Raw genomic sequence first — 14,636 nt, forward strand, 5'->3', positions numbered from 1 at the left:
ACAACCGGTTGAAATTCATTTTTCAAAGAACAAAAATAAGAAAGAGCAATTTCCAATTCATTAAAGAATCAGGAACTGCTCTTAGCATACAAGGAGGAATTACAATGAATTTGAACATTAACTCGCTGGGAAGCGAAATGCTTCAGCGTAAAGTGGAAATCGAGAAAGTTGCAGTTAATACTACATCAACACATGTACAAACTCCAGCAGTTTGCTGCGACTGCTGCTAATGGACGAAGAAGGGTGGAGACCCAATGATTAAAGAAATAGCACTTAAGCAAGCCAATGAGCCAAACGGCGTATCCTTAAAAGAGTATGAGTCCAAATTTAAAGCACTTGCTGATGAAAAGCGATTACAGATCATGTATGAGCTTACTCAACGAGGAAACACTTGCGTCTGCGACCTTACAGAGATCGTGGATATGCCACAGTCTAAACTCTCATATCATTTGAAAATTCTGTTGGATGCAGGAATGATTACTAAGGAAACGCGCGGCACCTGGAGCTATTACGAGATTAATCAAACAGAAGTAAGTAGAATACTGTCTGAGCAGTTGTGCTGTATTTTTAAACCTGCCCAGAATGATAGTAGCGATTGCTGCTAAATTTTTTTGAATAATAAATCAAAATTATTTGATTTATGCTAGGGGTGGAAATGAAGAAGAGGTTACTTGCAGAATTTATTGGTACTTACGTTTTGGTCTTTGCCGGCCCAGGTGCAATCGTTATTGACGACATCACCAAGAGCATAACGCATGTTGGGGTTGCCATGACCTTTGGATTGGTCGTTATGGCTCTCATATATACGTTTGGGCATATTTCAGGTGCTCATTTTAATCCCGCGGTGACAATCGGTTTTATGGTGCGTGGCGATATGACGGCAAGAATTAGCCTATATTATATCGCCATACAGTTTGCTGCAGCGACTGCCGCGAGTTACACACTTCATTTGCTATTTGGCAATATTGCGAATCTAGGTGCAACGCTGCCAATTTCAACTGAAGGACAATCGTTTATTCTTGAGTTCATTCTAACGTTTGTTCTAATGATGGTCATTTTAGGATCGGCCGTACACGGTAAAGCAGTCAAAAGCTTCGCTGGTATGGCAATTGGAGGCACAGTTGGACTCATGGCGATGTTTGCTGGTCCTATAAGCGGAGCCTCCATGAATCCAGCACGGTCGTTGGGACCAGCTATCATTTCAGGCGTAACCCAACATTTATGGGTGTATTTAGTGGCAACTGTTCTTGGTGCTATAGCTGCTTCACTGACATATAAACTATTACATGAATTGGAGAATTGATAGCAAATGGAAAAGAAACTGGTGTATTTTCTTTGTACAGGAAACTCCTGCAGAAGCCAAATGGCAGACGGGTTTCTGAAAACGTTGGGTGGTGACAAATATGAAGTTAAAAGTGCTGGACTGGAAGCACATGGACTTAACCCTCGAGCAGTGCAAGTTATGGAAGAGGCTGACGTTGATATTACAAATCACACATCAGATGTAATCGACCCTGAAATCCTTCTAGTAGCCGATTACATCATTACGCTTTGCGGCCATGCAAACGATAATTGCCCGGTCGTACGTAATGATAAAGCAGAGCGATGGCACTGGGGATTTGAAGACCCGGCAAAAGCAACTGGTACAGAATTAGAAGTAATAGCTAAATTTCGTGAAGTCCGAGATTCCATTAAAACCCGTATAGCGCGGTTTGTGAAAGAGGGGAACTGACCATGATAAAAAGAATGCACGTAGCAGTAAACTGTAGTGATCTCCAGAAGTCCCTGAATTTTTATAAAGCCTTTTTCGGAACAGAACCGACTAAAACTAAAGAGAATTATGCCAAGTTTGAGCTTGAAGACCCAGCGTTACACTTTTCTTTAAATGTTCGTTCATTTGAAGAAAATGGAGTTCTTAACCATTTGGGGTTTCAAGTGAATGATACTAAAGATGTAATGGCAATTGGAGATAGGCTCCGCCAATCAGGCCTGCTTCTAATTGATGAAATGAACACAACATGCTGTTATGCAGTACAAGACAAAGTTTGGGTTTATGATCCTGATGGAAATGCGTGGGAAATCTTTTATACAAAAGAAGATTCGGAATTTGAAAGCGCAGGACCACGTGATGATATTTCACTTTGTTGTGTTCCTACTGAAACTACATCAGCTACAGTTGAATCTTCATGCTGTACAACAACAGATCCGACCACAATTAAATTAGAATCGTTCAAGAATGAGAAATCTTGTTGCAATTAAATGATTAATTGAGAATTGTGCTGTAACATCAATAGCGTACGCATGTTCATGTTTTATATTTCCTAATCGTACGTTTTACGCGATTTGTTGGCGGAACCCTTTAAAGAAAGCACTCAGTTTCTTTCTTAACACAAGCCCAATAGAGACATTTCCATTGGCATCGCGCCAAGATCGAGCTTCGGGTCATTTTCAGGAAACCGAAGACTGCTGCTAAAACGAAAGGTGTCTGCAACTTTTACCCTACGTATTCGTCTATTTCATATAGTGGGCGAGTAAAGGAGATGTGGACATTTTGATAAAAAGATGGATCGGTTGTGCGGCAGCGGCTTCCTTATGCGTCGGTTTGTTGGCTCCAGTCGGAGTTGGAGTGAGCCATGCCGCTGATGCTGGGGTGAGAGTAACGTTGCCTACTTTTCAGGTGAGTTTGAACGAGCATACGGTCGATAATCAATACCGGGAATATCCGTTGCTGGTCTATAAAGATATTACGTATTTTCCGATGACGTGGTACGATTCGCGGCTTCTCGGGCTTGAAGCTACTTGGACGGAGCAGGACGGGCTCGAGATTGCCCAAGATCCGGTGACGTCTTCTTATGTGTCCTATCAGACGGACCGCCGGAATGCGTCTGCTTACACAGCGGAAGTTCCGGCGTCGGCGATCACGATCAACGGCAAGGTGATCGACAATACGAATGAACCGTATCCGCTGCTCAGCTTCCGGGATGTCACGTATTTTCCATTAACTTGGCGATACGCGCATGATGAGTTCGGATGGGAGTATGAATGGGACACCGCCGCCGGTTTGACGATCCGGTCCGGTAATCCGCAACTGCTTACGGTGGAACTTCCTGAGGATGCAGGCGAGAACGACGTTGTGTTGTACAAGGGATATTATTATTTTGCCGAGACAGAGGGGACCGAAAACCGCATCTACCGTGCGCCCGCACAACACCCTTCGGATAAAGTTGAGATCTATACTTACAGCATAGAGAATGGGTATGGGGTGCAGAAACAGGTATCCTTCAAAATTCGCGAAGACGGGCTTTGGCTTTTGTATCATATCGGTGGAGCTACGATGGGGCATGATGAGTTCGTGAAGATAAGTGATGATGGGAAAGCGGAAGTCCGGCACCAAGGCTATCTCGACTTCAGGGACACACCTAATGGTACGTTAATCGTCAATTTGGGTAATCCGCCATTCGCGGGCAATCTGTCATTAGTACCGACCGGGCAACAGGCTCTCGTAGGAAAGGCTGTCGGTAGTCCGGATCTGCTGTATGGCAGGCATGTCACGGTCAGTGAATCCAGCGTCGGTGTCGGTGGCGACGGCTCCTCCACCACGGTGATAGGGGACGATGCTTATGTACTAGGCTCGTCTTATCTGGCGGGACACTATGACGACCTGAACAAGATTTATAGAATCAATCTCAAGTCGAATGAAATAGCGAAGATCATAAATGCCGGCGTGCAACGTTTATCGGTCATCGACGATCGGCTGTATTACGTTAAAGATGCGGACAGCGCATTATATGTTTCGAATCGCGATGGAACGGGTGAGCGCAAGCTGTCTGAACATGCCGTCTCCTGGTTCGCGGAAGTGGGCGATAATGTCTATTACACCACAGAAATAGATAATAACAACAATTACGAGTTGAGCAAGGTTGGCCCTGCTGGGAACGATGTTGCCGTGTATAATACGCTGTTTAGAAGCGTGCAAGTCGTTGACGGCAAGCTGGTTTGCATCCTAGATGAGAAGGACGACTACCGGGCCGTTGTGCTGGACTCCTCCGGCAACTTGATTCTCACGGTGACGGATCCGGTTACGCGCGTGCTCGCGTCGGACGACGGGATTCTCTTAGCCTCTTCAGGCAAGGTTGTTAGATTGACGGATTTGCCGAATACGGCGCAAGCGGTTGCACCTGGGAATCATGCGCTAACATTCGTGCCGCTGACTCCAATTGACGGCAAATGGGCGTTCGAACACCAGTATGATGACGTAGCCTTCAATAACGTGTATTCGATCGGCAATCACGTAGCTCCGAACTTGACCTACCCGCGGCCGTCACCCGGAGAGGAAATTAAAGCAGGGGATCCCGTACCAATCAATCTTTCGCTGATCAATCGGAACTCTGATCCTGCGGTAGTAACGGTGATCGAGCATGATTTTGAAATTCAAATCTTAAGTCACGGCAAGTTGGTATGGAGAGGGAAGGTGCCTGCCACTGCGAATATCCCACTGAATAACTTAGCGACGATGGGGATCGATTTTACCTGGGATCAGAAAGGTTCGGACGGAAAGCAAGTTCCTGCCGGCCAATATTCGGTCTACTTGCTAACGCCCGCGGAAATCGAATACACCATCGAAGGCAAAGCAGGGACGTTCACTGAACATATCGACCATGTGAGCGACAAGACAATAGGCGGGGGTTTCTCCATTCAAGAATAAGGCTGGGTGATGGATAGCGGTATGGCATAATGTTATTTGGTTAGATGGGGATTCTTATCAGCGGTGATAGTAAAGGTTGGATTTGTAATGGAATATTCACGAGGCCATTAAGCGAACTGGCAATATAGCGTGGTGACAACTAGCTGCTTTTATATGCTCTAATTCATTTATGGTACGGTTCCCTACGGTATACCTAAACACAAAGTTTTATTTGAGCATAAAGTTTCTATCTGTATAAAACCAAAGCCACTTCTAAATTATGAGTGGTTTTTAATCAAACTTCTCTATTATTAAAGATGAGATGAAAAAGTGGTTGGTTGAGCAGGGTGCTATTCCTGCTCAACCACTTTTTTAGTTTGACAGATGCTTTCCTTCCTCTGCCATCTGTCCCACGCAAACGCCATGCGATACATCATAAGATGAATACTCATCAGAAACAAGTAAATAGGAAAGGAATAAAACAATTGGTAGCCATGCTTGTAATGGAATGCTCCAATCTTTACGCCCATCCATTCGAACCCGACAGAAACTCCCGCCCAAATGAGAATATAAGTAATTGTCATTATTTCGTACATCCTCATCCGCTCATACCAATAAATAAACCAATATCCGAACGGCGCATACATGATATAAAAGAACATATCAAAAAACTGGTATTTTGATTGGTCTCCCCAATCGTAAAGGTCAAATGGCGGCACCCCGATCGTATGGTCGAGAATGAGCGCATATGTGACACTAATAAGCATATTAAAGGTCGTTTGGGTAGGCGAAAATCGCCGAGGAAAAAACCAAATCGGCGCCAAACTAAATACAATTACCCCGATGACAAACCACTCATTCCCATTAAAATGATTGTCATAAACGATATTTTCCATCAACGTATCCATCCTTCCTTGGACGCCATTCGTTGAAAGAAGGTCCCCACTAGCAGAGTATAGCTCATTACAACTATGATCATCACCGACTCTAATACCATATTCCAACCATTATCGGTGAGTACATGGTTCCATCGGAGCATCATTCCGATGAATAATTGAAAGAGAAACGTATATACCGATATTCCCCAGCGGACGCCGACTTTAGAGGTAGTTAGAAACACGTTGGCAAAGGTAAGGAGGATGAAAGTAACGGTGGAGTCATTGTGCAGGATCATTGACAGGAAGTGGGGGATACTTTTTGTGTTAATTTGGAATAGACCTAGATCGAAACCGACAATAGTCAGTTTGTTTGTTAGTATAACTTCAATTGACATAAATAAAAGTAAGTTGATACTCAACGGCAACTTATTCGGGAGACAAACCATAACGTGAATACAGAACCATGCAAACAAGAGAAATATGACCACAACCAATGTAATTGTCTTCCCATCTCTGTTAATGTTTGTATTCTACTTTTCCCCATATACATTTGGTTTATGCAATAGAAAAACAGTGTAATGAGCTTCAGCAGATGACATGCCTTAGAAGGCTGTCTAGGAGTTCTGATGTTGCTATCAATTCCTTCATCGTGTGGAATCATGCATATAATACTCCTCCTTTTATGAGCAATATATGCAAAAGCTAAGCGGATGCTTTATCGAGCTGCAAAACGCAAATTCAATGTTATAGATTAAGCTAACGGACAAGTACTCATTTTATGGTAATATAGGAGTAGCTGCCAAAGAGGGAAAGTAAGAGGTTTCTATCAAATTAGTTCAAAAGGAGGAATAGGTTGATGCAGGATCTAAAGTTATTTGACCCTGAAACTTTATTTGAGCATTTATATATAAATGCTCCGATTGGGATCGCTTTAATCTCTATGGATCGCAAATGGTTGAATGTTAACCCTGCGGTTTGCAATATTTTTGGCTATTCAAAAGAAGATTTCATGAATCTTACACTAGAAGATATCCGACATCCTGATGATAAGGACAATACAAGTGGTTTACTAACAGCATTATTGGATGGCGTCATCCCTTCGTTTGAATTAGAAAATCGGTACTTTAATAAAAATGGTAATATCGTTTGGACCTCTGTATTTGTTTCATTAGTTCGTGATGATAACGACGGGAAGCCTTTATATTATATCACCCAATTTATCGATGTAACCAAGAACAAACTAGCTGAGATAACGCTGCAAGAAAGTATTGAACGCTATACGTCGTTAAAGAAATACAACCACGATGCTATTATTTCTTTTGGTTTGGACGGCATTATTATAAATGGTAATATTATGGCGCAAAACATGACCGGATATCTTATTGAAGAGTTAATCGGCAGTGGAATGTCCAAAATAATAGGTGAAAATAATTCAAGGAATTTGCTTTTGGCATTAAACGATCATTTAGAAATCGAAAAAGTTGAAAAAGAAATCACTTTCATTCAGCACAAGGATGGATATTCCGTTGAAGTGTTAGTAACGCTAGCTCCAATCATCATCCATTCGCAGACGAAGGGCTTTTACATCATAGCAAAAGACATGACGGAACAGAAAAAGTTAATCATTGAGAAAGAAGCCGCTGAAAAGACGAATAAAGCTAAAAGCGAGTTTTTAGCCATGATGAGTCATGAAATCCGTACGCCTATGAACGGAGTTATCGGTATGACAGATGTCCTTTTAGAGACCGAATTGGACGTAGAGCAGATCGAATATGTACAAATTATTAAAAAGAGTGGCGCTACGTTGCTTATGATTATCAACGATATTCTGGACTTCTCCAAAATCGAATCCGGCAATACCGATTTAAAGGAAGATCCTTTGAATGTGAGAGATATTATATCAGAAACGCTAAGTATGGTCATGCCTAAAGCTCTTGAGAAAAATCTGGAGATCACGACGTCGGTCTGTCCTAAGGTTCCTAGCTTGGTTTATGGAGATATTACGAAGTTGAGACAAGTTTTGATGAATTTACTCAGTAATGCCGTAAAATTTACGCCAAACGGCGCGGTTTCGATCAGTGTCGATATCGTATCGCAAGAACTGAATTCAGTGCGTCTTCAATTTGCAATCAAGGATACAGGTATCGGTGTACATACGGAACATGTAGGTCATTTATTTGAACCCTTTTATCAAGTTGATCATTTTATGACTCGGAGAACAGAGGGGACCGGTTTAGGATTAGCTATCTGTAAAAAGCTTGTTGAGCTTATGGATGGTGAAATTTGGCATGAAGCTTCCGAAGATCAAACAGGATCAACTTTCCTGTTCACAGCCAATTTGCGGGTTATATCGAATCATGTATACGCGTCGCTATATGATATGTGGCCGCAACATGATCACATCGCCGAAAATTCAGCAGCACAACCTTTGAAAATTTTAATTGCTGAAGACAATGAAGTGAATCAAGTTGTGCTAAAGAAAATGTTAGAGAAACTCGGGCACAAAACGACCTTGGTACATAACGGAAAAGAAGCCGTGGAAGCTGTTAAAAGTTATCCTTACGATATCATCTTCATGGATATTCAAATGCCATGGATGGATGGATTAACAGCAACGAAGTTAATTACTGAAATGTTAAATGGAAAGAAACGCCCGTACATTGTGGCAGTGACAGCTCACGCTATTAAAGGCGACAGTGAGAAATATTTATCTGAAGGTATGGACGCATACATTAGCAAGCCGATCAGCATTAGCGTGTTATCAGAATTTATTGATAGATTTGAGAAGTTGAAATCAAAGGTTTAACGTTGAAATAGTTTAATGATCAGATGTCGGGTGACAAGAACATTATCTCATTAGATGCCGCGTAAATCGCGGTTTTTTTGTTTTATGGGATCAAGTTCTAGTCAAAACCCAATGACAAGAACTTGATCCCATTCTCGACAGAATCATTCAGCGTTCTTTGATAAGCTCTAACAAAAAACTTTAGTTCAAACAAACATTCAATACTGTATGAAGCCTTCTGGAGCCGTGCTGTCATCAAAAATACTCAAATCCCCCAAATTGTAGTCTTGCGACACAAATTCACAAGATAAACTTAACTCTCCGCTAACAGGCGCAAGTTACTTGTTTAAAATCACTTTAAATGGAGGAGTGCTATTCTTGCACTGCATGAACGGCTAACGGGCAGACATTCAATCATGCCATCGTATAAATCCACCAAACTTTCTTAGATAATTAACATTTTTGATTGATGTGTTGAAATATCAACAAACTACATTTTTTTAACCATTGAACGTGCGCTTTATACTTATATAATAATAGACATGAGTTGATTAAACAAATTGTATTGTTAATTCAGCTATTGTTGAGGTTATAAAATTCTGCCTTTAAAAAGGCGCCAGTTTTAAGCAGGACGCATCAACAGGATTTACCTGAGCAAGGCGATCAATTCGCCGAGAAAGGAAAAGGTATGATTAAGATTAGTCTAAGCAAAAGGATTAACGTCACGATGATTTTAGGGATATCCTTGTCTATTGTGATGGCCTCATGCTCGACGAAAGATTTCGCAGCTGGGCAATCGTCGTTTTCATCAGATAGCAGTTTAAGCAGTTCAAGTTCAGAAGTGAGTAAAGAATCCATTTATGTTGACGGCATCCACACGGCGATAGGTAACTACGGGAGGCGCGACTCGTCCATCGCAGTGACCATCAGCTTAATTGATGACGTCATCACCGGCATCCAAATTACTCCTCACGCGACGGATTCGATATCCCTTGACTTGCAACTACGTTTCGCCGAGGCGATTCCGGCGGTCGTCTTAGGGAAGCATATCGACGAAGTTAACATAGACAGACTCGCATTATCTAACCTTACTGCAGAAGGGTTCGAGGCGGCGATTGAGCAGATTAAGGAGCAAAATAGGATCGGGCCGGCGATTCGCAGGAAATGAATGAACGCAGAACGCTCTTTCAAGGAGAGAATCATCGAAAATTTCAGTAACGTTTAATTTGGCTACACAAAATGGTTCCTTTTTAATTACACGTTGAACAAAATTAATACTCATATCACCTTTTGTTACTAATCATTTTCATATCTGTGTATCTAAAACAGGGCTGCAAGACGGTGAAGAGGATGACAGGCTGAAATGATATTAATCAGTGGTATCATGCTTTATAAACGCAAATATACCGTATGAGGCAATCAATACGGCTACCAAACGTAATCATCTGTCATCATGTTTTTTCGCAGACTATCTGTCGATAATGGGACTTTTCCGCTAACCGCATTGATTAATTTAACTATAACAAATAATCCAATTCTTATTCCGATATATGGAAATTGAGTGCTTTTTGTTAATGATATTTATAGAAATTAAATTCCATATGTTGTTATATTATAGTCGGTTAATGAAGGTAGGAGACGAATTTTATGGATAAACGAAATAATTTGCTTATATTAATATTGACAATAGGTGTATTCGGCATCTTAAATACGGAAATGGGGATCGTTGGGATATTACCTTTAATTGCCGATCATTTCCATATCAGTATATCCAAAGCAGGGTTGCTAGTGAGTCTCTTTGCGCTTGCTGTTGCAATATCTGGGCCCACTATGCCGTTATTGTTTTCGGGCATAAATCGCAAGAAGGTAATGTTACTGGTACTAGGTGTTTTCGTTCTGGGAAACATTAACTCCATATTTGCATCAAACTTTACCATTTTATTAATTGCACGTGTGATTCCAGCCTTTTTACATCCGGTTTATGTCTCAATAGCTTTGACAGCAGCAGCAGCCTCAGTTAGCAAGGAAGAAGCTCCAAAAGCTACTTCTAAAGTTTTTATGGGTGTAACGGTGGGGATGGTACTTGGTGCACCAGTCTCGAGTATTATTGCTAATACAACTTCGCTTGAAATGGCAATGTTATTCTTTACTATTGTGAATGCTATAGCATTCATTGCAGTATTACTATTTGTACCATCAATGCCTGTTAAGGAAAGACTCTCTTATGGATCTCAATTAAGTGTATTAAAAAAACCAATTATTTGGCTATCCATTGCTGCTGTCATTTTTATAAATGCAGCGATGTATGGAGTTAGTAGTTACCTTGCTGAGTATCTTGAAACGATTACGAATATACCTGGGAAAACTACTAGTTTAATGTTATTCATATTCGGTGGGGCAAGTATAATAGGAAACATCGTTGCCGGAAAGCTGCTCACTAAAAATGCCATAAAATCTGTAGCATCTTTTCCATTCGTATTAGGGTCAGTTTACATCTTATTATTCTTAATGGGACAGTTCACTGTACCTATGGCATTAATTATTTTAATTTTCGGAATAGTAGTGGCTATAGGAAATAATATTAGTCAGTATTGGATTACGTCCGCAGCTCCAGAAGCACCTGAATTCTCGAATGGATTGTATCTAGCATCCGGTAACTTAGGGGTAACAACTGGTACAGCGATAGGTGGATTAGTTATATCTGGAATGGGTACACAGTACGTCGTATTAGGCGGATTCCTATTCTTAATATTGAGTCTAGTATTTATTTTAATGAGAAACTACAAGTATAGTCCTATAAATCAATTTTCTAGAAAAGAATTAATTTAAGTTGCCTATCATTATTGATCGTTCTATTTGTCACTTTACGGATTAGGTGGGAAATTGGAAAAATTAAAAATTGTCCTAGCCAAGGTCACGTGCTGTGTTCAGTCCGGAAGGTCCGTTCAAACTATTCTCGATCGAACGCAGGGATCTTGAGCCGAAAGAAGTCCTCATTGAGATTAACTACGCCGGTATTTGACATTCTGACATTGGTTCATCAGGATGTCGATGCTGCTTGGGTTGAATTGAACAGGGTGAGACGTTTCGCGGGGATCTATTAATTTGCGCCGATGGTTACCGCATAGTGCTCACATGGGAGAAGCGACTTAACGCGTATATTCTTGTCGGTTGACAAGAACATTGTCCGAATGAAGCCCGCGTAAACCGCGGGCTTTTTTAGTTATCGGATCAAGTTCTTGTCATTTGGCGATGACAAGAACATTGACCGATTGCCGACTAGCAGTAAACTGACCTGAAACTTGCTAAACTAGCGGGCAGGAAAGTTCAATCATTCGAAAAAAAACCTAAATTATGGAATAAATATCGGGAGAGATTCGGTTGAAGGCAATTTGAAGCATATGGCTTCGACGCGTCTTATATCTGTTCCCATGAGCCAGAAGAGGGCTGTGAATGTCACAAACCCCGACCTGGTTTGCTTTTAATAGCTGCGAATGAACATAGTCTAGATTTGACCTGTTGCGCTGTCATTGGTGACCAGATATGCTGGAGGCATTAAGTCGACTTCATCGTGACATGCACAGGCGATCCACTCATGAAATGTTTTGCAAAATATTAACGATCTTCCTTTCCATATCGGAGTCGTCTATCGTCTTCAGATATTCAGGTTTTAGCAATTGATACTGCTTCATGTTGTAGAAGTCCATAATCGCTTGTTTCAAGGTGATATCATACTGAATCGAAAATGATGGCTCGATAAAGCGTCGCAGCACAGCGTCATCTTGAACCATAAACAACACGGCATTCATTCTGTTGAAAATCTGTTGCTCCATTCCAGATTCAAAAAAAGTTTGTAAGCTTTTATTCCGATTTTGCAGGGCAACTGACAGTTTCTCAAAATGGTGCGGATAAAATTCCTTCAGATCTTGCAAGAACAGATCAGTGATAAACGTGGCACACATCAAAGATTCTAAAAATGTCATTTGAAACCGATCCAAAAAAGAGACGGAATCATCTTTGACAACGGTGTCAGCCTTCTTCGAATAATCTATGTAATAATTCACAACTTGTTCGATGATGTCGTCTTTGGTAGAAAAAACCTCAAATTACATGAGAACTGAGTTGAAGAATCAGTTCCCCATGTATCCGACCTTGCTGGATTCGTTAACGAAAGGAAAAATATTAGCTGACCCGGATGTTCCATTTGTGTCACCTAAGCTTAATGATATTATGGAACTCAATATCCAATCCGCATTGCGTGGTGCGATTCAGCCGAAGAATGCATTGGAAAATATGGAGAAAAGCTTCACTGAGGTCATTAGCTCTACCGGCATCATTAAGAAATGAGTTGATACAGAAAGGGAGCTGCAAGCCCAGCTCCTTTTTTTGACATATTAGAAATTAAATTCTGTCGATTTCGGTTCCAAATTCATGGACCCATCTCATGATCGTCGAATGGGAAACCTTAATCCTCGATCTATACAAACATAAAACATGTATTAAAAGGTTAAGCAAATTAAGAAAAGAAGAGAGAGGGGAGTATCCAGAAATCTGTCCATTTGCGTATGCTTATGTGTTTTGGAAACATTAAGGTAATTGCTGCAACAAGTTGTTGTTCAATTAACGGCAAACGTTAACGCGGCGATGGAACCGATCCATCGTTTGTTTTTGTTTCAGTCGCTCCACTCAACTATCGGGCAGCATAGTGGAATGGGAAATACTGCTGGATTAAGTGAAATTCGAGTGATAACATTGATAATCGATATGGTACTGGAGCCGTCACTTCAGTTGGGAACTGTTTGAGAGGAGTGGGATCTGATGCAATCAATACGATTGAAACTAGAAACATATATTAACAAATATTTGAACTTGTGGGACTTTTACGGTGTTATTCAAGTTTCCCTTAAAGGTGAAGTACTTTTTGAAAACGCATACGGCTATGCAAGTATCGAGTTCGGAATTAAAAATAATACAAATTTATGCTTCTCAATCGCTTCCATTTCAAAACAATTTACTGCCTTTGCGATCATGCTCCTTCATGACAAGAAAATGCTGGATATAGATAAATCTGCACAATTATACCTCCCTACGGAGATGAAGATTGACGAGTCGATCACTATTCATCATTTACTATCGCATACTTCTGGATTATATAATTTTCATAGTTTTGACAATGATTTTTTTGCTGGATACAACAGAATGGATTATTCGCGAAACGAATTCTTCCGGCAGTATATTAATAAAAAACTTACAGATCAGCCAGGTACGACATATGATTACAATAATTCAAACTATAATTTACTCGCATGGATTATTGAAAATGTTTCAGGAGAGAAATATGAAGCTTATATTCGAAACAATATTTATCTACCCTTGAATATGATGAACACCGATTTTGATGACGGATGTAAACCTATAAAAAACAGGTCAACTAATTATTCAAAAGATTTTGATTCAATCATCAGATGTCCATATTATAATGAGAAATTTAGCATTGGTGCAGGTGCCATCATTTCAAACTGCGATGATTTGTTCAAATGGTATACCTGTTTACGGGATCGTAAAATCCTATCTCAAAAAACGTACATTAGATTTTTCAAAGAGAACAAAAACAATTACTGCTATGGACTGGAACACCATCATATTTACGGCACAGATAGATATTCCCATGGGGGAGATCACCTTGGGATAAGCACCTATATGCAGAATTATTTCGATGAAGATATTTGTGTAATCATTCTTTCAAATAACGAAGCTATCAATCAGTACAGACTTGGTAATGCAATTTCAGATATTCTGCATCAAGTTGATGTTGATTTTCCGTTAAAACATGAAGAGTTTCCTATCAACGAAAACAAGCTTAAAGAGTATTGCGGAACCTATTTGAAAGATAAGATCCAAGTAGAACTTATTAATGGAAAATTATACTTTACGAGATTTTCAGGAAATCTTCATATTGAGATCTACCCTGTAGGCGAAGGGAGATTCGCTCGGAGATATTCTGACCAGATCCATCCGTACAGTATTGCTAAAACCGAAGATGGCAAAATGACTTTCTTCGGTTATATCAAGGATGATCCTGCAATCTAGCAGTTTGGGTGAACTGATCCATACATACATCATGAAGATACCGCTGAATCTGTTAAGGTGGCCTCATTGAAGTAAAGGGACACGATAGTTCAGCCTCAATATTACATAAGGCCGCCGCGAGATTGAGCCGGCGGCCTTTTCTACGCTAACTGACAGAATAATTTAAGTCTTGACTGATTTACAAGGTTTTGGTTATTAT

General features: G+C 40.6%; 13 protein-coding genes. 11 read left to right on the forward strand and 2 right to left on the reverse strand.

What is annotated here, in order from left to right:
• The 6 genes from ASG89_RS37905 to ASG89_RS26455 form a co-directional block, all read left to right on the forward strand.
• On the forward strand, positions 1-230 hold a 230-nt coding region (locus ASG89_RS37905), incomplete at its 5' end, for a hypothetical protein (RefSeq protein WP_235549936.1).
• A 24-nt stretch (positions 231-254) separates the two neighbouring features.
• Positions 255-605, forward strand: a complete 351-nt coding sequence (locus tag ASG89_RS26435; RefSeq protein WP_057314038.1) for an ArsR/SmtB family transcription factor — start codon at positions 255-257, stop codon at positions 603-605.
• A gap of 50 nt (positions 606-655) precedes the next feature.
• On the forward strand, positions 656-1,303 hold the full coding sequence (locus tag ASG89_RS26440; protein ID WP_057314040.1) for an MIP/aquaporin family protein: 648 nt from the start codon (positions 656-658) through the stop codon (positions 1,301-1,303).
• A gap of 6 nt (positions 1,304-1,309) precedes the next feature.
• Positions 1,310-1,732, forward strand: coding sequence for an arsenate reductase (thioredoxin) (gene arsC / locus ASG89_RS26445; protein WP_057314041.1), 423 nt, complete (start codon positions 1,310-1,312; stop codon positions 1,730-1,732).
• Between the two features lie 2 nt (positions 1,733-1,734).
• Positions 1,735-2,259 (forward strand): ArsI/CadI family heavy metal resistance metalloenzyme, encoded by a 525-nt coding sequence (locus ASG89_RS26450; RefSeq protein WP_082593629.1) that lies wholly within the window; start codon positions 1,735-1,737, stop codon positions 2,257-2,259.
• 292 nt (positions 2,260-2,551) lie between these two features.
• Positions 2,552-4,705 carry a DUF5050 domain-containing protein gene (locus tag ASG89_RS26455; protein ID WP_057314042.1) on the forward strand — a complete coding sequence of 718 codons (2,154 nt, stop codon included), beginning with the start codon at positions 2,552-2,554 and terminating at the stop codon, positions 4,703-4,705.
• A 329-nt stretch (positions 4,706-5,034) separates the two neighbouring features.
• On the opposite strand, the gene ASG89_RS26460 is transcribed toward ASG89_RS26455, so the two are convergent.
• Positions 5,035-5,580, reverse strand: coding sequence for a hypothetical protein (locus ASG89_RS26460; protein ID WP_057314044.1), 546 nt, complete (start codon positions 5,578-5,580; stop codon positions 5,035-5,037).
• Positions 5,581-6,418: 838 nt separating this feature from the next.
• Between ASG89_RS26460 and ASG89_RS26470 the strand changes: the two genes are divergently transcribed.
• The 3 genes from ASG89_RS26470 to ASG89_RS26480 all read left to right on the forward strand — a co-directional run bounded on the left by ASG89_RS26470 (position 6,419) and on the right by ASG89_RS26480 (position 11,176).
• Positions 6,419-8,368 (forward strand): PAS domain S-box protein, encoded by a 1,950-nt coding sequence (locus ASG89_RS26470; RefSeq protein ID WP_057314046.1) that lies wholly within the window; start codon positions 6,419-6,421, stop codon positions 8,366-8,368.
• A 667-nt stretch (positions 8,369-9,035) separates the two neighbouring features.
• Complete coding sequence (locus tag ASG89_RS26475; protein ID WP_200963553.1) at positions 9,036-9,515, forward strand: hypothetical protein; 480 nt, start codon at positions 9,036-9,038, stop codon at positions 9,513-9,515.
• A 479-nt stretch (positions 9,516-9,994) separates the two neighbouring features.
• Positions 9,995-11,176, forward strand: coding sequence for an MFS transporter (locus tag ASG89_RS26480; protein WP_057314048.1), 1,182 nt, complete (start codon positions 9,995-9,997; stop codon positions 11,174-11,176).
• 764 nt (positions 11,177-11,940) lie between these two features.
• Here the strand turns inward: ASG89_RS26480 and ASG89_RS26485 are convergent.
• Positions 11,941-12,411, reverse strand: a complete 471-nt coding sequence (locus tag ASG89_RS26485; RefSeq protein WP_235549937.1) for a TetR/AcrR family transcriptional regulator — start codon at positions 12,409-12,411, stop codon at positions 11,941-11,943.
• A 46-nt stretch (positions 12,412-12,457) separates the two neighbouring features.
• Between ASG89_RS26485 and ASG89_RS26490 the strand changes: the two genes are divergently transcribed.
• On the forward strand, positions 12,458-12,694 hold the full coding sequence (locus ASG89_RS26490) for a hypothetical protein (protein WP_157276813.1): 237 nt from the start codon (positions 12,458-12,460) through the stop codon (positions 12,692-12,694).
• Positions 12,695-13,165: 471 nt separating this feature from the next.
• Positions 13,166-14,437, forward strand: a complete 1,272-nt coding sequence (locus ASG89_RS26495) for a serine hydrolase domain-containing protein (protein ID WP_057314052.1) — start codon at positions 13,166-13,168, stop codon at positions 14,435-14,437.
• Positions 14,438-14,636: the final 199 nt, after the last annotated feature.

Origin of the sequence: Paenibacillus sp. Soil766, assembly GCF_001428105.1 — a bacterium.
GTDB lineage: Bacteria > Bacillota > Bacilli > Paenibacillales > NBRC-103111 > Paenibacillus_E.

Bases quoted from the DNA above. Each gene is read 5' to 3' on its own strand.
- ASG89_RS26435 (WP_057314038.1), top strand. From the start codon at position 255: ATGATTAAAGAAATAGCACTTAAGCAAGCCAATGAGCCAAACGGCGTA.
- ASG89_RS26440 (WP_057314040.1), top strand. From the start codon at position 656: ATGAAGAAGAGGTTACTTGCAGAATTTATTGGTACTTACGTTTTGGTC.
- arsC (WP_057314041.1), top strand. From the start codon at position 1,310: ATGGAAAAGAAACTGGTGTATTTTCTTTGTACAGGAAACTCCTGCAGA.
- ASG89_RS26450 (WP_082593629.1), top strand. From the start codon at position 1,735: ATGATAAAAAGAATGCACGTAGCAGTAAACTGTAGTGATCTCCAGAAG.
- ASG89_RS26460 (WP_057314044.1), bottom strand. From the start codon at position 5,580: ATGGAAAATATCGTTTATGACAATCATTTTAATGGGAATGAGTGGTTT.
- ASG89_RS26470 (WP_057314046.1), top strand. From the start codon at position 6,419: ATGCAGGATCTAAAGTTATTTGACCCTGAAACTTTATTTGAGCATTTA.
- ASG89_RS26475 (WP_200963553.1), top strand. From the start codon at position 9,036: ATGATTAAGATTAGTCTAAGCAAAAGGATTAACGTCACGATGATTTTA.
- ASG89_RS26480 (WP_057314048.1), top strand. From the start codon at position 9,995: ATGGATAAACGAAATAATTTGCTTATATTAATATTGACAATAGGTGTA.
- ASG89_RS26490 (WP_157276813.1), top strand. From the start codon at position 12,458: ATGAGAACTGAGTTGAAGAATCAGTTCCCCATGTATCCGACCTTGCTG.
- ASG89_RS26495 (WP_057314052.1), top strand. From the start codon at position 13,166: ATGCAATCAATACGATTGAAACTAGAAACATATATTAACAAATATTTG.